Origin of the sequence: Buttiauxella izardii (assembly GCF_003601925.1) — a bacterium.
Classification (GTDB): Bacteria; Pseudomonadota; Gammaproteobacteria; order Enterobacterales; family Enterobacteriaceae; genus Buttiauxella; species Buttiauxella izardii.
Map to the genome: position 1 here is coordinate 1 of NZ_QZWH01000005.1, position 25,494 is coordinate 25,494.

The following is a 25,494-nucleotide window of genomic DNA, read 5'->3' on the forward strand; positions in this document are numbered from 1 at the left end:
CATAACAGTATCTACAAAACCAAAAATAATCGATTGTTTCGTAGGTCGGAAAGCGCCAGCGTCATCCGACAAAACACCTTATAATTTGTGGCTTAGATAATCACTAAAGCGCGACCACGCGCTGCCCTTTTTAACATCGGCCAGCGTCACCAGCGGCCAGTGCGCAATGAGCTTGTCGCGGTCAAACAGTTCGATTTCACCCACATGCTGATTAGCCGCGATTGGCGCTTCCAGTTCAGGCTTATCGAGAACGTATTTCGCTTTAATGTTAGGCACTTCCGATTTTGGCAGCGCCAGATACACATCCTGATTGGTACCGACTTCTACGTTCTTTTGGTTGCCGTACCAGATGGTTTCAGTGCCAATTTTTTTGCCTTTATGCAGCACCTGGACGGTATCGAAATTATCCTGGCCCCAGTGCAGCAGTTTACGCGCCTGATCTTCACGGCCTTTGGAGCTTTCAGCGCCCATCACCACCGCAATTAAGCGGCGCTCTCCCTCAACACTCGAAGCGATAAGGTTGAAGCCAGCGCTGGCTGTGTGACCGGTTTTCAGGCCATCGACATTCAGCCCTTTGTCCCATAGCAGGCCGTTGCGGTTCTGCTGGGTGATGCCATTCCAGGTCAGGCTGCGCTCGCTATACATATGATAAAAATCAGGCTCGCCATGAATGATGGCGCGAGAAAGTACGGCAAGATCATAGGCGGAGCTGTGTTGGCCCGGCGCATCAAGGCCATGCACCGTTTCAAAATGGGTATCGCGCAGGCGCAGCTGCTGCACATATTTGTTCATCAGCGCTACAAATTGTGGTTCCCCGCCAGCAACGTAATCAGCAAGGGCAACGCAGGCGTCGTTGCCGGAGTCGATAATCAGCCCGCGACTCAGGTCATGAACGGTGAGTCTGTCGCCCGCTTTCAAAAACATCAGTGAAGAACCGTCAAACACCGGATTGCCTTTGGCCCAGGCATCTTTACCGACCATCACAATATCGTCTGGCTTGATACGCCCGCTATCAATGGCGCGATCTACCACGTAACCGGTCATCAGTTTGGTCAGACTCGCCGGGTTGCGTCGCACATGTTCATTTTGCGCAGTCAGTATTTGCCCGGTGGTGTAATCCATCAACACCCATGACCCCGCCTGGATTTGTGGCGGGGGTGGCGCGTTAACAAAGGTATCGTCGGCAAAAGCGGAGTGAGCAACAAAAGAAAGCAATGAACAAGCAGCAAACAGACGGATCTTCAACGATATACCCTCAGTAACAATAAATTCAGCCGCCTCTTTTACTGGAGTTTGCGAGATTTTTCGCAATTAAATTGCAAAAATATATGAATAGAGAGAATTGCATGCTCACCCTGTATGCTTCCCGCAGTGGTGCAGGCAGCGGCTTTATGGTTTACCATGCACGATTGCAGTGACCGACAAACCAGCTTGCATCATGGAGAGAGTTTTAGTGGGATTTCAGTTTAATTACAGCATGTTAAACAACACTCAAGGGCGGGAGTAAACCGTGGAAAATTCAACGCAGCAACCGACCTTCCTCTTTCATGATTATGAAACTTTCGGCAAAAGCCCATCACTCGACCGCCCGGCGCAATTCGCAGCAATTCGGACAGATGACCAATTTAATGTGATTGGCGAGCCGGAAGTGTTTTATTGCAAACCGGCTGATGATTATTTGCCTCAGCCAGAAGCGGTGATGATTACCGGCATTACCCCGCAGCACGCGCTGGCGAACGGCGTTAACGAAGCCGATTTTGCTAAACGTATTCATAGCATTTTTACGCAGCCGAAAACCTGCGTGGTGGGCTACAACAATGTGCGTTTCGATGACGAAGTGACGCGCAATATTTTCTACCGTAACTTTTATGATCCGTATGGCTGGAGCTGGCAGAACGATAATTCGCGCTGGGATTTGCTCGACGTGATGCGCGCCTGTTATGCCCTGCGCCCGGAAGGGATTGTCTGGCCGGAGAACGACGACGGGCTGCCGAGTTTCCGCCTTGAGCATTTGACCAAAGCCAACGGTATTGAACATGCGAACGCCCATGATGCGATGTCGGATGTTTACGCCACCATTGCGATGGCGCAACTGGTCAAAAACCGCCAGCCACGCCTGTTCGAATATCTATACAGCCACCGCTCAAAACATAAACTCACCACGCTGATTGATATCCCACAGATGAAACCACTGGTGCATGTTTCGGGGATGTTCGGCGCGGCTCGCGGAAATACCAGTTGGATTGCACCGCTGGCGTGGCATCCGGATAACCGTAATGCAGTGATTGTGGTGGATTTGGCGGGAGATATCTCCCCACTGCTGGAACTGGATGCCGATGCGCTGCGCGAGCGTTTGTATACGCCGAAGGCCGCGCTTGGCAATGTGGCTGCGGTGCCAATTAAACTGGTGCATCTAAATAAATGCCCGGTGCTGGCGGTGGCGAATACCCTGCGCCCGGAAGATGCCGAACGTTTAGGCATCGACCGTAAGCGCTGTCTGGATAACCTGAAGCTGCTGCGCGAACACCCGGCGATACGGGAAAAAGCGGTGGCGATTTTTGCCGAAGCCGAGCCTTTTGTGCCATCTGATAACGTTGATGCGCAGCTCTATAATGGTTTCTTTAGCGATGCTGATCGCGCGGCAATGCGCATTGTGTTGCAAACCGAGCCGCAAAATTTACCGGCGTTGGATATTACTTTTGCCGATAAACGTATTGAGAAATTGCTGTTTAACTATCGCGCCCGCAACTTCCCCGGCACGCTGGATGAAACTGAGCAGCAGCGCTGGTTAGAGCATCGTCGTGAAGTGTTGTCGCAGGAAGCGTTGCAGGCTTACGCTCAAGAACTGGAAGCGCTGTATAACTTGCATGAAAGCGATAAAGAAAAGACGGCGTTGCTGAAAGCGTTGTTTGAGTATGCGCAGTTTTTGGTGGGATAAAAATCTTTGTCGGATGACGCTAACGCTTATCCGACCTACAATTTATGCAAAAAAAACCCTCAAATGAGGGTTTTTTCATATTCAGCTTTTACGCTAAATCTTCGTTGAATTGCGGAACCGGGTTACGGAAGCGACGAGTCACGAAGGCCAGATAAGTGAGGCCAATCGCCGCCCAAATCAGACCCAGAATCATCGAGCTTTCTTCCAGGTTAATCCACAGTGCACCCACCGTCAGCGCGCCGCAGATTGGCAGCACCAGGTAGTTGAAATGATCTTTGATGGACTTGTTACGCCCTTCACGGATCCAGAACTGGGAAATCACGGACAGGTTGACGAAGGTAAACGCCACCAGCGCACCGAAGTTAATCAGCGCCGTTGCTGTCACCAGGTCAAATTTCACTGCGAACAGCGCGATGATACCGACCAGCACTACGTTCAGAGCCGGGGTGCGCCATTTCGGATGAATGTAACCGAAGAAACGCTCCGGGAACACGCCGTCACGACCCATCACGTACATCAGACGAGAAACGCCTGCGTGTGCCGCCATACCTGATGCCAGAACGGTAACACAGGAGAAAATCAGGATGCCGAACTGGAAGGCTTTGCCCGCCACGAAGAGCATGATTTCTGGCTGTGATGCGTCCGGATCGTGGAAGCGAGAGATGTCCGGGAAGTACAGTTGCAGGAAGTAAGACACCACCACGAAGATCACGCCGCCAATCAGGGCAGTCAGGAAAATCGCTTTCGGGATGACGCGGCCTGCATCTTTGGTTTCTTCGGAGAGCGAGCTGATGCCGTCAAATCCGAGGAACGAGAAGCATAATATGGTTGCACCGGTGATCATCGGCACCACGTTGGCGTGTTCCGACCAGAACGGACGCGTGCTGGTTAAGGTGCCTGCACCTTCGCCGTTTGCCACGCCGTAAATCACCAGGCCGGTAATCACTACCATCACGATCATCTGCAGCACAACAATCAGACTATTGAAGTTGGCTACGGTTTTGATGCCGCGCAGGTTTGAGATGGTCATAAAGCCCACCAGCAGCACGACGAATATCCATGACGGAATCGACGGCACCAGGGCTTCAAAATAGATTTTTGCCAGCAGGATATTGATCATCGGCATAAACAGATAATCAAGCAGCGCCGACCAACCCACCATAAAGCCAACCACCGGGTGGATTGCTTTTTGAGCGTAGGTATAAGCGGAACCCGCTGATGGGAAGCGGCGTACTAGCTTTCCATAACTTAACGCGGTGAACAAAATTGCCACAAGGGCAAACGCGTAAGCCGTAGCGACATGTCCGTCGGTAAGGCCAGATACAATCCCAAATGTATCGAACAAGGTCATAGGCTGCATATAAGCAAGGCCCATCATAACAACCGGAATGAGCGTCAGGCTCTTACGGAGTTCAACACGAGATTTTGCACCTGCGGTGACGTTAAGCGACATGGTCATTCCCCCAAACGGCGAATACATGCGCAAAAGCAAAAAGCTGCCCCATCTAAATTTCCTCGGCGACACGACTGTCGTTTTTTAAAAGCTAGTATCTATCCGGTACGAAGCCCGGCCTCTTGGTTTTTTTGGCGGATGCCTGTTTGACTGCTAGAACTTAATGCAAAAAAATAACCGACGCGTTTAACGTCGGTTTTTTGTTCTCATTTAGTGAGGCGCGTATTTTGCACCAATTCGAGGCAGGATGACAAGACGTTGAGACCTTCATTAACAATTTCTTTTTCAGCCGTTAACGGAACGAGAAAACGAATCACATTTGCTCGTACTCCGCACGACAGCAATACCAGCCCTTTTTTACCGGCTTCTTGCACAAGTGCCTGTGTTAATTCTTTATTCGGCCGATGGCTGTCACGCTCCTCGACCAGCTCCATCGCAATCATTGCGCCGTAACCGCGCACATCGCCAATGCAGTCAAATTTCTCAGCCATCTCCTGTAAACGATGCGTGATTTGCTCACCAATTTCTTGAGCGCGCTGATTGAGATTTTCTTGCTCAATGATGTCGGTGACGGCAAGTGCTGCGGCAATCGCCACGGGTGAACCGGCATAGGTGCCGCCAAGCCCGCCCGGCATTGCTTTATCAAACAGCGATTTCTTGCCAACCAATGCCGAAAGTGGGAATCCACCCGCGAGGCTTTTTGCCATGGTGACGAGATCGGGTTCGACTTCACTGTGTTCAATCGCAAAGGTTTTTCCGGTGCGGCAGAACCCACTCTGGATTTCATCGGCAATCAATACGATGCCGTGTTTATCGCACAGCGCACGCAGTTGCTTCATAAAGGAAGGCGATGCGGCGTAGAAGCCCCCTTCCCCCTGCACTGGCTCAATAATAATGGCGGCGACTTCCTCCGGTGAAACATCGGCGGCAAAAATTCCCGCCAACGAGGCCAGCGCCTGGGTGTCGCTGACACCGAGATACGCCGCCGGATATGGCGCATGATAGATACCCGCCGGGAACGGACCGTAACCTTTTTTGTACGGCTGAACCTTACCGGTTAATGCCATGCCCAAGAGCGTTCGCCCGTGGAATGCACCACGAAATGCGATAATCGCCGAGCGCCCGGTGGCAATACGCGCCACTTTAATTGCATTTTCAACCGCTTCCGCACCGGTAGTGAGGAACAGTGTCTGGCATGGCTCACTGATGGGCACCAGTTCATTCAAGCGTTCGGCAAGCTCGATATAGTTGCCGTAAGGCGTGACCTGGAAACAAGGATGGGTAAATTTTTCAAGCTGTTGCCGCACCGCGTCAATAACGGCCGGATGGTTATGCCCGGTATTGAGCACCGCAATACCCGAAGCAAAATCAATATAACGTTTGCCTTCAACATCCCAAATTTCGGCATTTCTCGCTTTTTCGATGTAGACCGGCAGCGCATTGCCAACGCCATGAGGAACCGCCTGCTCACGCCGGGACTGCCATTGCTGATTTGTTTGCTTCATACAGACTCCTTGCGCACAAAAAACTCCGCAAAATAAAGCAGAGGAGAAAAATAAACGCGAAGACACTTTCGAAGAAATAACGATCCACTTTAAACAATAGCTGCGGTGAATATGTCCTGCCACTCACCCGTTTGTATTATTTTTCGTGATGCCATAGACCCCGGCAATTTCCGGGCTGTTGACGATCTGCTCACGCCACCATTCACTGGCAAGTCCGGCAGTTTGCTCGTTCCAGCCAATCCACACCGGCACGAACGGCACATGGGAAACCACCTGTTTTTCCACCAATACGCCACTTTCGATAAAACGCTGCGCCATGTAACGCGGAACGTAACCGCAGCCGATGCCGCTGATTTGCAGCTCGAGTTTGGTTTTGAAATCAAAAACGGTGATGGCGTCCTGATCTTCGAGCAAATGCATCGAACGTGAGGGTTCAAGGCGCGAAGTGTCGCCAACGATGACCGCGCGACTCCTTTTTACCAGGCGGCGCGTTAGGGGTTCTTCAACTTCGGCAAGTGGATGGTGAGGGGCGACAACAAACACAATTTCCAGTTGGCCTAGCAGCGTAAAACCAAAACCACTCAGCGATGGCGGGTCGCTCATCGCACCGACGATAATATCGGCTCGCCCCTCGGTGAGCGCTTCCCAGGAACCGCCCAATACGCCATTGATAAATTTCAGGCGCGTCACGCTGTAACTTTTGTAGAAAGCTTCAATCAGCGGCGTCAGCAGCGAAAACGGAAAGGAATCGTCGACGCCAATCACCAGTTCGTTTTCCCAGCCCTGATGCAACTTGATAGCCTGCTGTTCCAGTTCGCGCACGGTATGCAGCACTTCGCGGCCTTTTTCCAGCAGAAGCTGACCCGTTCGCGTAAAACGCGCGCGATGCCCGGAGCGGTCGAGAATTTGAATATTGAGGTCGTTTTCGAGTTTTTGAACGGTGTAACTGAGCGCAGAGGGAGTTTTAAAGAGCTTTGTTGCTGCCGCAGCAAAGCTCCCTTCTTTATCGAGGGTATCGAGAATTATCAACACATCCAGCAGTGGTTTCATACTCGTTCCCATCGGTCACGAGCAATGCCCCACAGCGGTTACTGCATGGGCATTACCAGTGGGTTTGGATACTGATATTCAAACCCAAGTTCATTGCAAATACGGCTGCCATCCACCAGCTTACCGTGGCCATTTTGCCCTTCCGTTCTGAACACTGGCGCATCAAGGTTCATCTGACGTGCCATTAGAGTGTAGAACTCAGCACGCGATGGGTGATCTGGCGCACATAAATTATAGATGTGTCCGCCCTTTGGAGCCTGTAACAACAGCGTAATTGCTGAAATAACATCTTCGAGATGCACCAGGTTGACGCCATGCATGCCGTTTTGCACATCCACTTTTCCCGCCAGGAAGCGCCCGGGATGGCGTTCCGGCCCGACTAAACCCGCCAGGCGTAAAATATCCACCGACGTTCCCGGTAAATCATGCAGCCAGGTTTCCAGTTCTTTGAGCACGCGCCCGCTGGCGGTGACGGGTTCAAGCGGCGAGGTTTCTTTTACGGTGCTTTCCGTTTCACCATAAACCGACGTTGAACTGGTAAAAATGATGCGCGGGATATCATGCGCTAACGCGCTATCGACAATTTCCTGCACCGCTTGCAGATAAAAATCGTCGCCATCGCCAGTGCGGCGAGCAGGCAAGGTGATCACCAACGCATCGGCATCCAGCAACGCATCGAGGTCGTCACTTTCACAAACCAGTTCGGGCGTGAGTTGCAGTTGATAACTGTCAATCCCACACATTCTTGCGGCTTCGACGCCATCAAGGGTGGTTTTACTTCCTGTCACTTGCCAACCACGCGCTGATAATGACAGCGCCAACGGCATTCCCAGCCAGCCTAACCCGACAATCGCAACCTTTTTCATGCCTTATCTCCTGGAATGCAGCATATTTCTCTGCGGTACTTTTTGACCCTGCTTTAAGGCTACGCCACGTTAGCGGAACTGACAATTACTGCGGCTAAACAGAATATTAATCTCTGGTGAAAAAAGCCCTTGCGCTCAACGGCGAATCTGGTTTACGTTATTTGCACATCATGAATAAACATTCATACGAGAATTTTATGACACGCGTTCAAAATACTAACCACCATCATCACCATCATCCTGACTAGTCTTTCAGGCGATGTGTGCTGGGAGACGAAAAGATCTTCCAGTGGTGCATGAACGAGTCAATAAGCCCCCGGAAGATTTCTTCCGGGGGCTTTTTTTTGGACGTCAGACAAGAATTTATCAGGAGAGATTGCACATGTTAGACAACAACCGTTTACGCATAGCTATTCAGAAATCAGGCCGTTTAAGCGATGATTCACGCGAATTGCTCGCGCGCTGTGGCATAAAAATCAACCTGCACACCCAGCGCCTGATCGCGTTAGCGGAAAACATGCCAATCGATATTCTGCGTGTGCGTGATGACGATATCCCAGGCCTGGTGATGGACGGTGTTGTCGACCTCGGCATTATTGGCGAAAACGTGCTGGAAGAAGAGTTGCTGACCCGCCGCGCTCAGGGCGAAGACCCGCGTTATTACACGCTGCGTCGTTTAGATTTCGGCGGTTGCCGTTTCTCGCTGGCGATTTCCGTTGATGAACCGTGGGACGGCCCGGCAAGCCTGAATAACAAGCGTATCGCTACCTCTTATCCGCACCTGTTAAAGCGCTACCTTGATGGCAAAGGCGTGCAGTTCAAATCCTGTTTGCTGAACGGTTCTGTAGAAGTGGCACCACGCGCAGGCCTGGCAGATGCGATTTGTGACCTCGTTTCCACTGGCGCAACCCTTGAAGCCAACGGCTTGCGTGAAGTGGAAGTGATTTACCGCTCCAAAGCGTGCCTGATTCAGCGCGACGGCGAAATGCCAGAAGCCAAACAGCAACTGATCGACAAACTGATGACCCGTATTCAGGGCGTGATTCAGGCGCGTGAGTCGAAATACATCATGTTGCATGCACCAAGCGAGCGTCTGGATGAAATTGTTGCCCTGCTGCCAGGTGCTGAACGCCCAACCATTCTGCCGCTGGCAGGCGACCAGCAGCGCGTTGCAATGCATATGGTGAGCAGCGAAACGCTGTTCTGGGAAACCATGGAAAAACTGAAAGCGCTGGGTGCCAGTTCGATTCTGGTGTTACCAATTGAGAAGATGATGGAGTAACACCATGGCAAACTTCAATACGTTGATTAACTGGAATGAATGCGATGCGGCGGCGCAACAGGCGCTGCTGACTCGCCCGGCGATTTCCGCGTCGGAAAGCATCACCCTCACCGTTGCAGAGATTCTGAATAATGTGAAAGCTAACGGTGATGTGGCGTTGCGTGAATACAGCGCGAAGTTCGACAAAACCGAAGTTCAGCAGCTGAAAGTCAGCGAGCAGGAAATTTCCGCTGCCGTCGCTCGCCTGGGTTCAGAAATTAAAGACGCGATGGCCGTGGCCGTGGCGAATATCGAGAAATTCCACGTCGCGCAAACTCTGGCGACTGTGGATATCGAAACTATGCCCGGCGTGCGTTGCCAGCAAGTGACTCGCCCGGTGGCCTCCGTTGGCTTATATATTCCTGGTGGTTCTGCACCGCTGTTTTCAACCGTATTGATGCTTGCCACGCCTGCGCGTATCGCTGGCTGCAAAAAAGTGGTGCTGTGTTCCCCGCCGCCGATTGCCGATGAAATTCTGTATGCCGCGCAACTTTGTGGCGTGCAGGAAGTGTTCCAGGTTGGCGGCGCGCAGGCCATTGCCGCATTAGCACTCGGCACCGAAAGCATCCCAAAAGTGGATAAAATCTTCGGGCCGGGTAACGCGTTTGTCACCGAAGCGAAACGCCAGGTCAGCCAGCGCCTTGATGGCGCGGCAATCGACATGCCTGCTGGCCCGTCGGAAGTTTTGGTGATTGCCGATAGCGGCGCGACGCCGGATTTCGTGGCTTCTGATTTGCTTTCGCAAGCTGAACATGGCCCGGATTCACAGGTCATTTTACTGACGCCAAACGCACAGATGGCGCAAGCCGTTGCCGAAGCGGTGGAGCGCCAGTTAGCCGCATTACATCGTGCTGAAACCGCGCGTAAAGCGCTGGAAAGCAGCCGCCTGATTGTTGCCCGCGATTTAGAGCAGTGTATTGAAATTTCCAACCAGTACGGCCCGGAGCACCTGATTATTCAGACACGCAACGCCCGTGATTTGGTTGACAGCATTACCAGCGCCGGTTCGGTGTTCCTCGGTGACTGGTCACCGGAATCGGCTGGCGATTACGCTTCTGGCACCAACCACGTGCTGCCGACGTACGGTTATACCTCGACCTGTTCAAGCCTGGGCCTGGCGGATTTCCAGAAGCGCATGACGGTTCAGGAACTCTCGCCGCAGGGCTTCGCAAGCCTGGCCAAAACCATTGAAACTCTGGCTGCCGCCGAGCTGCTGGATGCCCACAAAAACGCCGTTACCCTGCGCGTTGCTGCGCTGAAGGAGATGCAATGAGCATTGAAGAGTTAGCCCGTGAGAACGTTCGCGCCCTGACCCCTTACCAGTCGGCGCGCCGCCTGGGCGGTAATGGCGATGTATGGTTAAACGCCAATGAATACCCGACCGCCGTTGAATTTGAATTAACGCAGCAGACGCTAAACCGTTACCCGGAATGCCAGCCAAAACTGGTGATTGAGCGTTACGCCGAGTATGCGGGCGTAAAACCGGAACAAGTTCTGGTCAGCCGTGGCGCAGATGAAGGTATCGAACTGCTGATTCGCGCCTTCTGCGAGCCGGGTAAAGATGCGGTGCTTTACTGCCCGCCAACTTACGGCATGTACAGCGTCAGCAGCGAAGCCTTCAACGTTGAGTGCCGTACCGTGCCAACGCTTGCGGACTGGCAGCTCGATTTACCGGGAATCGCTGAGAACATCGAAGGCGTTAAAGTCATTTACGTATGCAGCCCGAACAACCCAACTGGCCAGTTAATCAACCCGCAGGATTTCCGTGTGCTGCTGGAAATGGCGCGCGGTAAAGCGCTGGTTATCGCAGATGAAGCCTATATTGAATTTTGCCCGCAGGCGACGCTGGCTGGCTGGCTGAATGAATATCCGCATCTTGTGGTTCTGCGCACGCTTTCTAAAGCCTTTGCGCTGGCGGGCCTGCGTTGTGGCTTCACACTGGCAAACGAAGAAGTGATTAATTTGCTGATGAAAGTGATTGCGCCTTACCCACTTTCAACACCGGTTGCAGATATTGCCGCGCAGGCACTCAGCCCGCAGGGCATCAATGCGATGCGTGAGCGCGTGGCGGAAGTGCTGGTGAATCGTCAGTACTTAATCACGGCTTTAAAGGACGTTGACTGCGTTGAGCAAGTTTTCGACTCCGAAACCAACTATGTGCTGGTGCGCATAACCGCTTCCAGTGCGGTATTTAAATCGCTGTGGGATCAGGGCATTATCCTACGTGACCAAAACAAACAACCATCGTTAAGCGGCTGCCTGCGGATTACCGTCGGCACCCGTACCGAGTGCGAGCGCACCATTGCTGCGCTGCGTGAACAACCCGGCCTGACGGCCACGGAGGGCGTGTGAGCCAGAAAATTCTTTTTATCGACCGTGACGGCACTTTAATTTCCGAGCCACCTTCAGACTTCCAGGTGGATCGCATGGACAAACTGGCGTTTGAGCCAGCGGTGATTCCCGCCCTGCTGCAACTGCAAAAAGCCGGATACAAGCTGGTGATGATCACCAATCAAGATGGCCTGGGAACGGACAGCTTCCCGCAGGTCGACTTCGACGGCCCACATAACCTGATGATGCAGGTGTTTACTTCTCAGGGCGTGAACTTTGATGACGTGCTGATTTGCCCGCATCTGCCCGCCGACAACTGCGATTGCCGTAAACCTAAACTGGCGATGGTGAAAGGCTACCTGGAAGAAGGCTTGCTGGATAAACCTAACAGCTATGTGATTGGAGACCGCGCGACGGACATCGAACTGGCTGAGAATATGGGCATTCAAGGGCTGCGTTACCACGGCGAAACGCTGAACTGGCCGATGATTAGCGAGCAATTGACCAAACGTGACCGCTACGCCCACGTCGAACGCGCCACCAAAGAGACACAAATCGACGTGCAAGTTTGGCTGGACCGCGAAGGCGGCAGCAAAATTAATACCGGCGTGGGTTTCTTCGACCACATGCTGGATCAGATTGCCACCCACGGCGGTTTCCGTATGGATATCAGCGTGAAAGGCGACCTGTATATCGACGATCACCACACCGTTGAAGACACTGGTCTGGCATTAGGCGAAGCCTTGAAAATCGCGCTGGGCGATAAACGCGGCATTACTCGCTTTGGCTTTACGCTGCCGATGGACGAATGCCTGGCACGCTGTGCGCTGGATATTTCTGGCCGTCCGCACCTTGAGTACAAAGCTGAATATAACTTCCAGCGCGTGGGGGATTTAAGCACCGAAATGGTTGAGCACTTCTTCCGCTCGCTTTCTTACACCATGGGCGTGACGCTGCACCTGAAAACCAAAGGCAAAAACGACCATCACCGCGTCGAAAGCCTGTTTAAAGTCTTTGGCCGCACGCTGCGCCAGGCAATTAAGGTTGAAGGCGACACGCTGCCCTCCTCAAAAGGAGTGTTGTAATGAACGTGGTGATTCTGGACACAGGATGCGCCAACCTGCATTCGGTGAAAGCGGCGATTCAGCGCCATGGCTACGAGCCGTTGGTGAGTCGCGACCCGGATGTAGTACTGCGCGCCGATAAACTGTTTTTACCCGGCGTGGGAACCGCACAGGCGGCGATGGATCAAATTCGCGAACGCGATTTGGTGGAGCTGATTAAAGCGTGTACTCAACCGGTGCTCGGTATTTGCCTCGGGATGCAGCTTTTGGCGTCCCGCAGCGATGAAAGCAACGGCATCGACATGCTCGGCATTATCGACGAACCGGTGTTGAAAATGACCGACCACGGTTTGCCTTTGCCGCATATGGGCTGGAATCGTGTTTATCCAAAAGCGGGCGACCGCCTGTTCCGTGGCATCGACGACGGCGATTATTTTTACTTTGTGCATAGCTACGCGATGCCGGTTTGTGCGAACACTATCGCGCAGGCCAGCTATGGCGAAGCCTTCACGGCGGCGGTGCAAAAAGATAATTTCTTCGGCGTGCAGTTCCACCCGGAGCGCTCCGGTGCCGCAGGCGCGAAATTACTGAAAAACTTCCTGGAGATGTAAGCACCATGATTATTCCAGCTCTCGATTTAATTGACGGCACAGTGGTGCGCCTCCATCAGGGGGATTACGGCCAGCAGCGTGATTACGGTAACGACCCGCTCCCACGCCTGCAAGATTATGAAGCGCAGGGTGCGCAAGTGCTGCACCTTGTAGATTTGACCGGTGCGAAAGACCCGGCAAAACGCCAGATTCCTTTGATTAAAACGCTGGTTGCAGGCGTGAAAGTGCCGGTGCAAGTTGGCGGCGGCGTGCGTACGGAAGACGATGTTGCGGCACTGCTTGAAGCGGGCGTAGCGCGAGTTGTTGTCGGCTCTACAGCGGTGAAATCGCCAGAGATTGTGAAAGGCTGGTTTACCCGTTTTGGTGCCGATGCGCTGGTGCTTGCGCTCGATGTGCGCATCGACGAACTGGGCAATAAACAGGTTGCAGTAAGCGGCTGGCAAGAGAACTCGGGCGTCTCACTGGAAGAACTGGTGGAGATGTATTTGCCGGTTGGCCTGAAACACGTGCTGTGCACGGATATTTCACGCGACGGCACGATGGCGGGCTCGAACGTCTCATTATATGAAGAAGTTTGTGCGCGTTATCCGCAAGTGGCATTCCAGTCTTCTGGCGGCATTGGCGGGCTTGATGATATCGCTGCGCTGCGCGGAACCGGCGTGCAGGGCGTGATTGTCGGGCGGGCATTGCTGGAAGGGAAATTTAACGTAACGGAGGCGATTTCATGCTGGCAAAACGGATAATTCCTTGCCTGGACGTACGCGACGGGCAAGTCGTAAAAGGTGTGCAGTTCCGCAACCATGAAATCATCGGCGACATCGTGCCACTGGCGCAACGTTACGCTGCCGAAGGTGCCGACGAACTGGTGTTTTACGATATCACCGCCTCCAGCGATGGCCGCGTGGTGGATAAAAGCTGGGTGTCACGCGTGGCGGAAGTTATCGACATTCCTTTCTGCGTGGCAGGCGGCATTAAGTCGATTGAAGATGCGGCGCAGATTTTGTCATATGGTGCGGATAAAATCTCTATCAACTCCCCCGCTCTCGCTGACCCGGAGCTGATCACGCGTCTGGCAGATCGCTTTGGCGTGCAGTGTATTGTGGTCGGAATCGATACCTGGTTTGACAGCGAAACCGGGAAATATCACGTCAATCAATATACCGGCGATGAAAGCCGCACGCGCGTGACCACGTGGGAAACCGCAGACTGGGTGCAGGAAGTGCAAAAACGCGGTGCCGGGGAAATCGTGCTCAATATGATGAACCAGGACGGCGTGCGTAACGGCTACGACCTGGAGCAATTAAAGAAAGTGCGTGAAGTTTGCCGCGTACCGCTGATTGCATCTGGCGGCGCGGGAACCATGGAACACTTCCTCGAAGCCTTCCGTGATGCCGATGTTGATGGCGCACTGGCGGCATCCGTGTTCCATAAACAGATTATTAATATTGGCGAGCTGAAACTGTATCTGGCTCAACAAGGCGTGGAGATAAGAGTGTGTTAACACAAGAACAGCAAGACCAACTGGACTGGGCAAAAACCGACGGACTGATGCCGGTAATTGTTCAACACGCGAAATCTGGCGAAGTGCTGATGCTGGGATACATGAACCCGCAGGCGCTGGCGCAGACGATTGAAAGCGGCAAGGTCACGTTCTTCTCACGCACCAAACAGCGTTTGTGGACCAAAGGCGAAACCTCGGGCAACTTCCTTAACGTGGTGAACATTGCTTCCGATTGCGACAACGACACGCTGCTGATTCTGGCAAATCCCATCGGCCCAACCTGCCACCTCGGCACTTCAAGCTGCTTTGGCGAAACGAATCACGACTGGCATTTCTTGTATCAGCTGGAAGAGTTGCTGGCATCGCGTAAGAGTGCCGACCCGGAGAGTTCTTACACTGCGAAGTTGTATGCCAGTGGCACTAAACGTATTGCTCAGAAAGTCGGTGAAGAAGGCGTTGAGACTGCGCTGGCTGCGACCGTGAATGACCGCTTTGAGCTGAAGAATGAAGCATCGGATTTGGTTTATCACTTGCTGGTGCTATTGCAGGATCAGGAGCTGGATTTGAGCGCGGTGATTGAGAATTTGCGGGAAAGGCATAAGTAGGTTTTTTAGATATAAAAAAGGCCGCGATTGCGGCCTTTTTCATTACTACAGGACTTAGACTACAGGTTTATAGTTACGCAGTGCGTTACGACCAAGTACCACACCAGAGCCGATGATCAATCCAATCAGCGCGCCCAGAACCAAAGTTAGACCCTTTTTAGGGCTATCACGACGGATAGGTAAAGAAGGTTTCATAACATAGCGGAATGCGTAAGTGGTATCAGGCTTAGATTTCAACGCACTAATCGCTAACAATGATTGACGTGCATCAAAATAGCTATCATCCAACGGCAGAGGACGAGTCGCTTCATTCTTAATGGTAGCTGAAAGCGCATCGCTACCCAGAACGAACAACGTATCTTCAGACAACGTTTCTGCCTGCTGAACCAGGGTATTTTTGATGTTGGATTGCTCCGCAACGATCAATGCCTGATTTAGAATTTCCAGACGCTTGTCTTTCTTCTCTTGAGCAATTTTTTCTTTAGTCGCCAAATCTACATTCAGATCCTCAACTTTAGAATTGATGCTTGTTTTCAAATCATCGTCCAGTTCATTGACAACTCGTTTGTTGATTTGCTGGATGTAAGTTGTGAGCGTTTTTTGCGCTTCTGCCGGGCTCGTAGAGACATAGCTCACTTTCAAAGGAACAGGCTGACCTTTAACTGACTCTTCGATTGTCAGTTTTTCGGGTTTGTCCTGGTTATCTAATAGTTCCGATAAGGCTGAAATGGCAGAGTTGAAACGCCCGAAAAAGCGTTCCTGTACTTCGACGTTCGATGGTGCACTACCACCATATAGGACACCCATCGCATTATTGTAATTCGCTACCTGCCCAGAATCAGGCAAGGTGATGATCGCTTCAGAGGTCCATTTCTCTTTGGCAACGAACAGATAGATAACTGCAAGAATGATAGTTAGAACAGCAAAAGCTATGATGGTGACTTTGCCTTTCCACAATTGAATAATTAAATCAATTAAATCAATAGATTCCTGATTGCTATCCGTGTGGTAATTCGCCATGTTATTGTTATCTGGATTCATGTTTACCCTAAGAGAATTTGTTCACTAAATGCGAGATGCTACAGTCGATTAGTATAATCGGATCAACGAAAAAATACGTAATAGCAAATGAAAAATTTTTGTCAGATTGAGCTGAAAATAGCGTCTAAAATTAAAGTTATATGATCTATTAAATTTATGAAAGTGGATAATAAACGAACAAATTTCATGCAACCCCTAAATTTAGGACCTGCATGAGGCTACGCTCTTTATCGCTAATCTCTTAATTGAATTAATCTGGCGAAGACAAATTAATCTACTGGAAGGCCCTCAATTAAATGTCAGCGCCAACCAATTGGATCAAATATTGACCATATAAGGTTTTATCCATGGATTTTGCATTATCAAGAACCTGCTCCGGAGTTAGCCACCCTTTACGATAAGCAATTTCTTCAAGACATGCAACTTTAAAACCCTGCCTTTTTTCTATGGTATGGACGAACTGCGATGCTTCAATCAGGCTATCGTGCGTACCCGTATCAAGCCAGGCAAACCCACGCCCCAGCAACTCAACAGTTAATGCCCCCATCTCCAGATACATCTGGTTAATGCTGGTGATTTCCAGCTCATTTCTTTCAGACGGCTTAACTTGCTTCGCCAGATCGACAACTTTGTTATCGTAAAAATAGAGTCCAGTTACTGCCCAATTGGATTTAGGGTGTTGAGGTTTTTCTTCAATGGACAATGCACGATACTGCTCGTCAAACTCGACAACACCGAAGCGATTGGGAGACATAACCTGATAACCAAAAACTGTCGCTCCGCTCTCCCGTTGAGCAACCATTTCCAGTTTGCTGCCAAAACCCTGGCCAAAGAAAATGTTATCACCGAGCACTAGCGAACAACTTTCTCCATTAATGAATTCCTCCCCGATGATGAAAGCTTGCGCAAGACCATCCGGCCGAGCCTGGATTTCATAGCTCAGATTAATACCTAAATGAGAGCCATCGCCCAGTAAACGCTGGAATGAGGGAAGATCCTCAAGCGTTGTGATCAGTAAAATATCCCGAATCCCAGCCAACATAAGTACCGAGAGCGGATAGTAAATCATGGGCTTATCATAAATAGGCAACAGTTGTTTCGAGACACCACGGGTGATTGGATACAACCTAGTACCCGAACCACCTGCCAGAACAATCCCCTTCATATTAAATCCTTATATTCTTGATTAGCTGTTAAGGCCCAAACGTTCTCTTGAATACGAACCATCTTTAACACGTTGCCACCACGATTCATTAGCCAGATACCATTCAACCGTTTTCCTGATACCACTCTCAAAGGTTTCAGCCGGTGTCCAGCCAAGTTCCCGTTCGATTTTAGAAGCGTCGATAGCATAGCGCAAATCATGGCCAGGACGATCTGTTACATAGGTAATGAGCTCTTCAAATCGATCTATTTGCATTGGTTTATCGGAAATTATCTCATCAAGCAAACGGCAGATAGTTTTAACGACATCAATATTTTTACGCTCGTTATGCCCGCCAATGTTGTAGGTTTCACCCGGTTCACCTTCGGTAACAACGGTATAAAGTGCTCTGGCATGATCTTCAACATATAACCAATCTCGAATTTGGCACCCATTTCCATACACTGGCAGAGGCTTGCCCTCAAGTGCATTGAGAATAACCAATGGGATTAGTTTTTCCGGAAAATGGTAAGGGCCATAATTATTAGAGCAATTGGTCACGATCGTGGGCAGCCCAAAGGTTCGCATCCAGGCACGCACAAGATGGTCGCTTGATGCTTTTGATGCGGAATAAGGACTGCTCGGCGCATATGGAGTTGTTTCAGTAAATAACGATTCAGTGCCATGCAAATCACCAAATACTTCATCGGTTGATATGTGGTGGAAACGGAAGCTCTCTTTTGCCGATGATGTTAGCTGGCTCCAGTAGTCTCGCGTAGCTTCTAACAATACATAAGTTCCGACTATATTCGTTTCAATAAAGGCAGCGGGTCCGACGATGGAACGGTCAACATGGCTCTCGGCGGCCAAATGCATCACTGCATCCGGTTGGAAGTCTTGAAAAACAGTCGCTAAGGCGGTGGGGGCACAAATATCAATCTGGCGAAATGAGTAACGCTCATTGCTTGAGACTGAGGCAAGAGACTCAAGATTCCCTGCGTAAGTCAACTTGTCGATGACCAAAACCTCATCATGAGTGGCTTCGATAATGTGGCGAACAACCGCAGAACCAATAAACCCTGCACCGCCTGTGACTATAATTTTCATAAGGCCTCAAATAATCTGATTTCAGTTAAGCCTGCCTTTAAAAACATCGGCAGCAATAACCCAAAAGCAAATTTTACACACTTCTAAAAAAGAAAAAACCAATGGAGAGCATTCTCCACTGGTTTTAAATTAAAGCATAACTTACTGACAGTTAATTACTTTTCCATCCACTCGGTGTGGAACACACCTTCTTTATCGGTACGCTTGTAGGTATGCGCACCAAAGTAGTCGCGCTGCGCCTGAATCAGGTTGGCAGGCAGAACCGCTGAGCGATAGCTATCGTAGTAAGAGATGGCGGCCGAGAAGGTAGGTGTTGGAATACCATTCTGTACTGCGTAAGAAACAACGTCACGCAGTGCCTGTTGATATTCGTCAGCAATTTGCTTGAAGTAAGGAGCTAACAGCAGATTTGCAATCGCTGGGTTCTCTGCATACGCATCGGTGATTTTCTGAAGGAACTGAGCACGGATAATGCAACCTGCGCGGAAAATCTTAGCAATCTCACCGTAGTTGAGATCCCAGTTATTCTCTTCAGAAGCGGCACGCAGTTGTGAGAAGCCCTGTGCATAAGAGACAATTTTACCCAAATACAATGCACGACGTACTTTCTCAGAGAACTCTGCTTTATCACCAGCAAACGGTTTAGCCTGCGGGCCACTCAGCACTTTAGAAGCCTCGACACGTTGCTCTTTGAGCGAGGAGATGTAACGCGCGAACACAGATTCAGTGATAAGCGACAATGGTTCACCGAGATCCAGCGAACTTTGGCTAGTCCATTTTCCAGTACCTTTGTTCGCGGCTTCATCAAGAATCACATCAACCAGATAGTTACCTTCTTCATCTTTTTTAGTGAAGATGTCTTTGGTGATGTCAATCAGGTAGCTGCTTAGTTCGCCTTTGTTCCAGTCAGTAAAGGTTGTTGCCAACTCTTCATTAGACAGATTCAGACCATTTTTAAGCAGTGAATAGGCTTCGGCGATAAGCTGCATGTCGCCGTATTCAATGCCGTTATGAACCATTTTCACATAGTGACCAGCACCATCAGCACCGATATAAGCAACACATGGTTCGCCATCCTCTGCCACAGCAGCAATTTGCTTAAGAATTGGTGCAACCAGTTCGTAAGCTTCTTTTTGACCTCCAGGCATGATAGATGGGCCTTTCAGGGCGCCTTCTTCACCACCAGAAACACCGGTACCAATGAAGTTAAAACCTTCAGCAGACAGTTCACGGTTACGGCGGATAGTGTCGTGATAGAAGGTATTGCCACCATCGATAAGAATGTCACCCTTATCAAGATAAGGCTTCAAAGAATCAATGGTTTTGTCCGTGGCTTCGCCTGCCTTAACCATTAATAAAATACGACGAGGAGTTTCCAGAGATTCAACAAACTCTTTCACTGTGTAATAAGGAACCAGCTTCTTGCCCGGGTTCTCGGCGATCACTTCTTCCGTTTTGTCACCGGAACGGTTGAACACGGAAACAGTATAGCCACGGCTTTCAATGTTCAGCGCAAGGTTGCGCCCCATTACTGCCATACCTACGACGCCGATCTGTTGTTTGGACATTACATACTCCTGTCAGGGTTGGTCACCACGGCAAACGCGCGGCTTGAAATGTAGCTTGGATGTTAACCCAATTTATCCTTCTGGGGAAAGATTCGTAGGAGGCAACAACAAGTCTCAGCAAGACCGAAGCACCTACGATGAAACAAGATAAATTGATGTAAAAATCCACTGTCTGTTAGCATTTAATTTTGAGCGCGTTTGAGTCTGTAGAATGTCGGGCCTGCCAAACTAAGTCGCAAATTCCATCTGTTGGCTGGAAACCAGTAGGAACTTTTAATAAGATCGCACGTATCTCGTCGTGCTCAAATTTATTACAAGCATCATCAAGCTGGTCAATATACTCACTCAAAACCTCCCAACTAAGCATTTCTTCATGCGCAGTCATAATTCGTGGATGAGTTGTGCCATGTACTTGCTCACCGATTAAAAGCTCTTCGTATAGTTTCTCTCCAGGCCTTAATCCCGTAATTTTAATTTCAATATCACCATCAGGGTGAGTTTCATTTTTTATGGTTAACCCACTTAATTTAATCATTCTTGTAGCAAGATCATAAATTTTTACAGGGTCCCCCATATCAAGAACAAAAACATCACCACCTTTAGCCATTGCACCTGCCTGAATGACTAACTGAGAGGCTTCTGGAATGGTCATAAAATAACGAATAATATCTTTATGTGTAAGTGTAATTGGCCCTCCATGTTCAATCTGTTTCTCAAATAAAGGAACTACAGAGCCAGATGAACCCAACACATTACCAAAGCGAACCATACTGAAACAAGTTTGGCCACTTTCTTGAGACAAAGCCTGAAGAACTAATTCTGACATGCGCTTTGTCGCCCCCATGGTATTAGTAGGACGAACAGCTTTATCCGTGGACACAAGGATGAAAGTATCAACCCCGGTAGCTATAGCGGCTTGTGCACAATAAAGAGTTCCAAATATATTATTTCTGACACCTTCAACGACGTTATACTCTACTAAAGGAACATGTTTATATGCTGCAGCATGATAAACAGTTTCAACACCAAAAGTGCGCATTATTGTTTCTAGCCGGTTTATTTTTTGCACTGTCCCTAATAATGGAATTATTCTTACACCATAATTTTCATTTCTTGCAATACCAGAAAGCTCTTTCTCAATTGAATATAACCCGAACTCAGAAACTTCAAATAGAATCAATACTGTTGGTGATTGCTTTAGTATTTGCCGACATAATTCGGAACCGATTGAACCACCGGCACCAGTCACCATAACAACTTTTTTATGAATATTTTTCGCCAATAATACAGAATCAGGTTTTACTGACTCTCGCCCTAATAAATCATCAATAGAAACTTTTTTCAAAGAAATGATTTGCGCATTCCCCTCAACCAAATCGACCATGCCGGGTATAGATAGCACCTCACATGGCAAGTTTTCCAGCGATGAAATAACCTCTTTGCGCTTATCCATTGTGATGCTTGGCATAGCTAATAATATTTTATTAATATCATAACGTTGAACCAATAAAGGTAAACTTGCTCGGTTATATACTGCAACACCATGTATGACTACTTTGTGCAAGGCTGAATTATCATCAACAAAAGCCACTGGGAAATATTTATCACCTTGTATGAGGGCTGTTAATAACTGACGGCCGGATGCTCCTGCACCATATATTATAACCGACTCCCTGTCACCCACTGCAGAACTCAACAGTCTGCGTATAAATAAACGGAAGCCACAAACAAACAACATCAAAAATGAAAAGTAAATAACGGGCACAGTTCGAGGTAAAAATACATTAAAAAAGTAAGATAGTGATATTAATAATATTGTTGACCCAACGACACCGAAGAAGGCCACGCCAAATATCTTCGCTGTCACATATCGCAATACCGTACGATACAGTCCGACATATAGAAATAATAGAATCGTAGATACTGCAATGACTAAAAAAAGTTGCCAGTGGGCAGAACTTGTATAAGGAGCCGTACTATCCATACGAACCCAAAATGCTCCCCAAAATGCTAATAGTATTAAAGTCGAATCTATCGCCAGCATAATAATGCGTTTGGCACTACGAGGCAAACTCAATAATTGCGTTAACATTTTGCACCAATTTGCACCAATTATTTCAAGATGAAGGGGTAAGTAATCCACTCACCCCAGAAGACTATTTTTTAAATACTATAATGATTCAGCATTATTATATATTAGATGCTGAAATCAAAATCTCTCTTGCCACTGAACAAGTCTCAACAATTTCAGAATTTGTCAGAGTAGGATGAACCAGGAACATTATACTTGTATCCCCAAGTTCTACAGCGTTTAAAAGTGGTTTAGCAGGACGCCACGATGTATTGTCAAAGGCTTTCTCAAGATAAACTTCAGAACAACTACCTTGATAACAAGGTACCCCCCTGGCACTTATTTCATTAATAATACGTTCGCGGCTCCATCCTTCCTTAAGGAACTCAGCATTAATAAAAATATAGTGCTTATAAGCTGCATGTTCAATATAACTTGGGACCTTTACGGTTCTAACTATTTTTAGGTCACCAACAGCCTCATCAATGGCTTTTGCATTTCTCTGACGTAAAAGTGTCCATTCAGGCATTTTTTTAAGTTGAATCCGGCCTATAACAGCTTGCATCTCAAGCATTCGCCAGTTGGTACCAAATGTCTCATGCAACCATCTAAAACCTGGTTGATGCTCTTGGTTGTATACTGCATCATAGCTTTTACCGTGATCTTTATAGCTCCACATCCGAGACCATAATGCTTCGTCATTAGTAGTGACCATCCCCCCTTCACCACCAGTGGTCATAATTTTGTCCTGGCAAAATGACCATGCACCAATATGACCAATACTACCGACACTTTTACCTTTATATTTTGCACCATGTGCTTGGGCGCAATCTTCAATAACATAGAGATTATGCTGCGTTGCTAAATTCATTAATTCATCCATCTCTGCTGGCATACCAGCGAGATGTACAACGATTATTGCCTTTGTTTTAGGGCTCAATACTCTTTTTACAGAATCCGCTGTAATACATTGGCTATTTAAATCAACATCAGCAAAAACTGGACTACCACCAGCAGTAACAACACACGATACTGATGCTAAAAAAGTACGTGAAGTAACAATAACCTCATCACCAACACCAATATCTAATGCTTTTAAGGCCACATCTAATGCAAGAGTACCATTGCTTACCGCAACAGCATATTTAGTGCCAACCCAATCAGCAAATTCTGCTTCAAACTTACGACATTCATCGCCAGTCCAGTAATTAACTTTATTTGAGAGCAGAACTTTCGAAACCGCATCAACTTCTTCTTGAGTAAAGGATGGCCACGGAGAAAACTTTGTATTTAACATAAAATAAACCCTTAAAATTATTTTTAACTAAAGTCACTCGATGTTACGAAGAGGATATCCTACTAAAATCAAACACCATCGGATATTTTCATATTATATAAGGAGAGTACGGCAATTTTAATTTGCCCAGGCATACATACATTCATCGTCGAATATCACCCCAAAGTTAAATAAGTATTAATCGGTGTTTTTATTGGAGTTACCTTTGAATATAGGCATTGTCGCTTCACCAGTGGAAGATATACCTTCTTTAATCATCACTTTTTTAACCGTGAGGAACAATATTTTCAAATCCAGCCAGAAATTATGATTATCAACATACCATATATCGTATATAAATTTTTCTTCCCAGCTTATTGCATTCCGCCCATTTATTTGTGCCCAACCCGTAATACCTGGTTTGACTTCATGGCGACGCATTTGCTCATCATCATATAATTCGAGATAGCTCATCAACAAAGGTCGGGGGCCCACTAGACTCATGTCACCTTTTAATACATTCCAAAGTTCCGGCAGCTCGTCTATGCTCAACGCGCGCAGTTTCTTACCAAAAGGTGTGAGTCTTTCTTCATCAGTAGTAGAAATACTATCGGCATCTTTCATACTTCTGAATTTTATCATCATAAAAGGCTTCCCTGACTTTCCAGGTCGTTGCTGCTTAAAAAGAACTGGGGAACCCAGTTTTGTATGAACTAAAACTGCAACAATGGCCATTGGCAGTGCCAGAATTAATAGCATAACTGCTGAAACGATTATATCGAACAAACGCTTTATCATTTTGAACCTGTGACCTCATTAAAAATTGTGATGAACCGTCTTACACCTTCATTCAGGCTGAGCTTCGATTCATAAAAATTTTTACCATTGTTTCCTAGTCTTTCCAGCTCAATGCTTGTTAATTGGCATAAGTGCTCAATACCGTCAGCCATTGAGACGGGATCATTAGAAAAACAAATGATGCCTGCTTCTGCTTGTTTAATAAGGTCAGTAGCATCTCCACCTACGGCCATAACAATCGGCTTCCCACAGGCCATATATGCTTGAGTTCTAGAAGGTATAGTGATCTTAAATAATTCATCGTCGATTAAATGAACAAGTAATGCATCGGCTTGATTCAGTAAATCACCTACCTGGCTTACCGGTACTCGTGGGATAAAATAAATATTATCAAGTTCAAGATCTTCCGCTTTTTGTTCTGCTTCTATTTTAGCAATACCAGAACCAATAATGACAATATTTGCTTTTATCTTTCGTTCAATCAGCAGTTTTGCTGTATCAACTATAGCAGGCAACCCCTGAGCCAGCCCCAGATTACCTGCAAAAACCACATTGAACCCATTATTAGGCAATAAATGTTCACTTTTTTCAAAGTTACGAATTTTTTCTTCATCACACCAGTTATAAATAATCTCAATTTTGTCGTCAGGCACACCGCGCTCTATTAAAGTTTTCTTAAACCCCGGAGAGAGTACGATAATTTTAGAAGCCCTTTTATAGATAAAATGACATACAATATCTACAACTTTTAGTATTTTAGTATTATTCAGCATACCGGTAGCCGCTAAGGTATCGGGCCAAAGATCCTGAACATCAATAACAAAAGGAGTTCTTCTGATAAGTGAAATTAATGATGCAGATAAAGCTGTTGTCAGCGGAGGGTGGTAAGCATAAATAACATCGACTTTTTTCCTACGAAAAATACCGTATAGTGAACTACTAAAGAAAAATGAAAGGTAGTTAAATATTCTTTTTATCGCTGATTTCCCATGGTCCGGATAAATTGGCACGCGATTAATATCTACATTATCTATTATTTCTTTTTGGTATGCTTTAATAGCATATCCATCATAAACCTTTCCTCCGGGATAGTTCGGAAATCCAGTAATGACGTCAACATCAATGCCTTGTCTTTTTAATTCTTTAGCAAAGGCAAGCCCTTTAAACGTAGGTTCAGGATCGAACCACTGTGTCAATAATAAAACCTTCAACGTCATTCCACCTGATCGTCAAAATAGCCCTAA

Annotated in this window: 24 protein-coding genes and 1 other annotated feature; of the genes, 10 read left to right on the forward strand and 14 right to left on the reverse strand. The window is 48.2% G+C overall.

From position 1 onward, the window contains the following. Positions 1–78: 78 nt before the first annotated feature. A complete protein-coding gene (dacD, locus tag D6029_RS02655; RefSeq protein ID WP_120063282.1) occupies positions 79–1,245 on the reverse strand; it encodes a serine-type D-Ala-D-Ala carboxypeptidase DacD in 1,167 nt (388 codons plus the stop codon). 265 nt (positions 1,246–1,510) lie between these two features. Here dacD and sbcB point away from each other — a divergent pair, with 265 nt between their 5' ends. Next, entirely contained in the window at positions 1,511–2,938 is a 1,428-nt protein-coding gene (gene sbcB / locus D6029_RS02660; RefSeq protein WP_120063283.1) for an exodeoxyribonuclease I, read from the forward strand. 88 nt (positions 2,939–3,026) lie between these two features. On the opposite strand, the gene D6029_RS02665 is transcribed toward sbcB, so the two are convergent. The 5 genes from D6029_RS02665 to D6029_RS02685 all read right to left on the reverse strand — a co-directional run bounded on the left by D6029_RS02665 (position 3,027) and on the right by D6029_RS02685 (position 7,812). Then, positions 3,027–4,391: an APC family permease gene (locus D6029_RS02665; RefSeq protein WP_120063351.1), complete on the reverse strand. Its 1,365-nt coding sequence runs from the start codon at positions 4,389–4,391 to the stop codon at positions 3,027–3,029. Continuing rightward, on the reverse strand, positions 4,381–4,443 hold the full coding sequence (yoeI, locus tag D6029_RS22825; RefSeq protein ID WP_120063352.1) for a membrane protein YoeI: 63 nt from the start codon (positions 4,441–4,443) through the stop codon (positions 4,381–4,383). Before yoeI ends, D6029_RS02665 begins: the two co-directional genes overlap by 11 nt. A gap of 154 nt (positions 4,444–4,597) precedes the next feature. After that, positions 4,598–5,896, reverse strand: a complete 1,299-nt coding sequence (gene gabT / locus D6029_RS02675) for a 4-aminobutyrate--2-oxoglutarate transaminase (protein ID WP_120063284.1) — start codon at positions 5,894–5,896, stop codon at positions 4,598–4,600. A 123-nt stretch (positions 5,897–6,019) separates the two neighbouring features. After that, on the reverse strand, positions 6,020–6,946 hold the full coding sequence (locus D6029_RS02680) for a LysR family transcriptional regulator (protein WP_120063285.1): 927 nt from the start codon (positions 6,944–6,946) through the stop codon (positions 6,020–6,022). Positions 6,947–6,984: 38 nt separating this feature from the next. Next, on the reverse strand, positions 6,985–7,812 hold the full coding sequence (locus D6029_RS02685; RefSeq protein WP_120063286.1) for an SDR family oxidoreductase: 828 nt from the start codon (positions 7,810–7,812) through the stop codon (positions 6,985–6,987). 197 nt (positions 7,813–8,009) lie between these two features. Here D6029_RS02685 and hisL point away from each other — a divergent pair, with 197 nt between their 5' ends. From hisL to hisIE, 9 genes are all read left to right on the forward strand, one after another. Beyond that, positions 8,010–8,060 carry a his operon leader peptide gene (gene hisL, locus D6029_RS22575; RefSeq protein ID WP_202914407.1) on the forward strand — a complete coding sequence of 17 codons (51 nt, stop codon included), beginning with the start codon at positions 8,010–8,012 and terminating at the stop codon, positions 8,058–8,060. Further along, positions 8,036–8,158 (forward strand) — a sequence feature (His leader region). Its footprint overlaps the gene before it by 25 nt. A 36-nt stretch (positions 8,159–8,194) precedes the next feature. After that, positions 8,195–9,094 (forward strand): ATP phosphoribosyltransferase, encoded by a 900-nt coding sequence (gene hisG, locus D6029_RS02695; RefSeq protein ID WP_120063288.1) that lies wholly within the window; start codon positions 8,195–8,197, stop codon positions 9,092–9,094. 4 nt (positions 9,095–9,098) lie between these two features. Continuing rightward, positions 9,099–10,406, forward strand: coding sequence for a histidinol dehydrogenase (gene hisD, locus D6029_RS02700; RefSeq protein WP_120063289.1), 1,308 nt, complete (start codon positions 9,099–9,101; stop codon positions 10,404–10,406). Then, a complete protein-coding gene (gene hisC, locus D6029_RS02705; RefSeq protein ID WP_120063290.1) occupies positions 10,403–11,485 on the forward strand; it encodes a histidinol-phosphate transaminase in 1,083 nt (360 codons plus the stop codon). Before hisD ends, hisC begins: the two co-directional genes overlap by 4 nt. Then, positions 11,482–12,549, forward strand: coding sequence for a bifunctional histidinol-phosphatase/imidazoleglycerol-phosphate dehydratase HisB (gene hisB / locus D6029_RS02710; RefSeq protein WP_120063291.1), 1,068 nt, complete (start codon positions 11,482–11,484; stop codon positions 12,547–12,549). The genes hisC and hisB overlap by 4 nt, the downstream gene beginning before the upstream one ends. Then, entirely contained in the window at positions 12,549–13,139 is a 591-nt protein-coding gene (gene hisH / locus D6029_RS02715; protein WP_120063292.1) for an imidazole glycerol phosphate synthase subunit HisH, read from the forward strand. The genes hisB and hisH overlap by 1 nt, the downstream gene beginning before the upstream one ends. A 5-nt stretch (positions 13,140–13,144) precedes the next feature. Next, a complete protein-coding gene (gene hisA / locus D6029_RS02720) occupies positions 13,145–13,882 on the forward strand; it encodes a 1-(5-phosphoribosyl)-5-[(5-phosphoribosylamino)methylideneamino]imidazole-4-carboxamide isomerase (RefSeq protein ID WP_120063293.1) in 738 nt (245 codons plus the stop codon). Beyond that, the gene (gene hisF, locus D6029_RS02725) at positions 13,864–14,640 is read left to right on the forward strand and encodes an imidazole glycerol phosphate synthase subunit HisF (RefSeq protein WP_120063294.1); all 777 of its coding nucleotides are present in this window, start codon (positions 13,864–13,866) and stop codon (positions 14,638–14,640) included. The genes hisA and hisF overlap by 19 nt, the downstream gene beginning before the upstream one ends. Beyond that, on the forward strand, positions 14,634–15,245 hold the full coding sequence (gene hisIE, locus D6029_RS02730) for a bifunctional phosphoribosyl-AMP cyclohydrolase/phosphoribosyl-ATP diphosphatase HisIE (RefSeq protein WP_120063295.1): 612 nt from the start codon (positions 14,634–14,636) through the stop codon (positions 15,243–15,245). The genes hisF and hisIE overlap by 7 nt, the downstream gene beginning before the upstream one ends. Positions 15,246–15,299: 54 nt before the next feature. Here the strand turns inward: hisIE and wzzB are convergent, their stop codons facing one another. From wzzB to D6029_RS02770, 8 genes are all read right to left on the reverse strand, one after another. After that, on the reverse strand, positions 15,300–16,286 hold the full coding sequence (gene wzzB, locus D6029_RS02735) for an LPS O-antigen chain length determinant protein WzzB (RefSeq protein ID WP_120063296.1): 987 nt from the start codon (positions 16,284–16,286) through the stop codon (positions 15,300–15,302). 292 nt (positions 16,287–16,578) lie between these two features. Next, the gene (gene rfbA / locus D6029_RS02740; protein ID WP_120063297.1) at positions 16,579–17,451 is read right to left on the reverse strand and encodes a glucose-1-phosphate thymidylyltransferase RfbA; all 873 of its coding nucleotides are present in this window, start codon (positions 17,449–17,451) and stop codon (positions 16,579–16,581) included. Positions 17,452–17,472: 21 nt separating this feature from the next. Then, on the reverse strand, positions 17,473–18,537 hold the full coding sequence (rfbB, locus tag D6029_RS02745; protein ID WP_120063298.1) for a dTDP-glucose 4,6-dehydratase: 1,065 nt from the start codon (positions 18,535–18,537) through the stop codon (positions 17,473–17,475). A gap of 155 nt (positions 18,538–18,692) precedes the next feature. Then, positions 18,693–20,105, reverse strand: coding sequence for an NADP-dependent phosphogluconate dehydrogenase (gndA, locus tag D6029_RS02750; protein WP_120063299.1), 1,413 nt, complete (start codon positions 20,103–20,105; stop codon positions 18,693–18,695). Positions 20,106–20,280: 175 nt separating this feature from the next. After that, positions 20,281–22,197: a polysaccharide biosynthesis protein gene (locus tag D6029_RS02755; protein WP_120063353.1), complete on the reverse strand. Its 1,917-nt coding sequence runs from the start codon at positions 22,195–22,197 to the stop codon at positions 20,281–20,283. Positions 22,198–22,294: 97 nt separating this feature from the next. Then, positions 22,295–23,473, reverse strand: coding sequence for a DegT/DnrJ/EryC1/StrS family aminotransferase (locus D6029_RS02760; RefSeq protein WP_120063300.1), 1,179 nt, complete (start codon positions 23,471–23,473; stop codon positions 22,295–22,297). 177 nt (positions 23,474–23,650) lie between these two features. Next, complete coding sequence (locus D6029_RS02765) at positions 23,651–24,250, reverse strand: sugar transferase (protein ID WP_120063301.1); 600 nt, start codon at positions 24,248–24,250, stop codon at positions 23,651–23,653. Then, the gene (locus D6029_RS02770) at positions 24,247–25,461 is read right to left on the reverse strand and encodes a glycosyltransferase family 4 protein (RefSeq protein WP_208642659.1); all 1,215 of its coding nucleotides are present in this window, start codon (positions 25,459–25,461) and stop codon (positions 24,247–24,249) included. The genes D6029_RS02765 and D6029_RS02770 overlap by 4 nt, the downstream gene beginning before the upstream one ends. Positions 25,462–25,494: the final 33 nt, after the last annotated feature.

Excerpts from the sequence above, each read along its gene's own strand:
- gabT (WP_120063284.1), bottom strand. The coding sequence starts at position 5,896 with ATGAAGCAAACAAATCAGCAATGGCAGTCCCGGCGTGAGCAGGCGGTT.
- wzzB (WP_120063296.1), bottom strand. The coding sequence starts at position 16,286 with ATGAATCCAGATAACAATAACATGGCGAATTACCACACGGATAGCAAT.
- D6029_RS02755 (WP_120063353.1), bottom strand. The coding sequence starts at position 22,197 with ATGTTAACGCAATTATTGAGTTTGCCTCGTAGTGCCAAACGCATTATT.
- D6029_RS02680 (WP_120063285.1), bottom strand. The coding sequence starts at position 6,946 with ATGAAACCACTGCTGGATGTGTTGATAATTCTCGATACCCTCGATAAA.
- D6029_RS02685 (WP_120063286.1), bottom strand. The coding sequence starts at position 7,812 with ATGAAAAAGGTTGCGATTGTCGGGTTAGGCTGGCTGGGAATGCCGTTG.
- rfbB (WP_120063298.1), bottom strand. The coding sequence starts at position 18,537 with ATGAAAATTATAGTCACAGGCGGTGCAGGGTTTATTGGTTCTGCGGTT.
- D6029_RS02665 (WP_120063351.1), bottom strand. The coding sequence starts at position 4,391 with ATGTCGCTTAACGTCACCGCAGGTGCAAAATCTCGTGTTGAACTCCGT.
- D6029_RS02765 (WP_120063301.1), bottom strand. The coding sequence starts at position 24,250 with ATGATAAAGCGTTTGTTCGATATAATCGTTTCAGCAGTTATGCTATTA.
- hisC (WP_120063290.1), top strand. The coding sequence starts at position 10,403 with ATGAGCATTGAAGAGTTAGCCCGTGAGAACGTTCGCGCCCTGACCCCT.
- hisA (WP_120063293.1), top strand. The coding sequence starts at position 13,145 with ATGATTATTCCAGCTCTCGATTTAATTGACGGCACAGTGGTGCGCCTC.
- rfbA (WP_120063297.1), bottom strand. The coding sequence starts at position 17,451 with ATGAAGGGGATTGTTCTGGCAGGTGGTTCGGGTACTAGGTTGTATCCA.
- D6029_RS02760 (WP_120063300.1), bottom strand. The coding sequence starts at position 23,473 with ATGTTAAATACAAAGTTTTCTCCGTGGCCATCCTTTACTCAAGAAGAA.
- gndA (WP_120063299.1), bottom strand. The coding sequence starts at position 20,105 with ATGTCCAAACAACAGATCGGCGTCGTAGGTATGGCAGTAATGGGGCGC.
- hisF (WP_120063294.1), top strand. The coding sequence starts at position 13,864 with ATGCTGGCAAAACGGATAATTCCTTGCCTGGACGTACGCGACGGGCAA.
- hisG (WP_120063288.1), top strand. The coding sequence starts at position 8,195 with ATGTTAGACAACAACCGTTTACGCATAGCTATTCAGAAATCAGGCCGT.
- hisH (WP_120063292.1), top strand. The coding sequence starts at position 12,549 with ATGAACGTGGTGATTCTGGACACAGGATGCGCCAACCTGCATTCGGTG.
- hisD (WP_120063289.1), top strand. The coding sequence starts at position 9,099 with ATGGCAAACTTCAATACGTTGATTAACTGGAATGAATGCGATGCGGCG.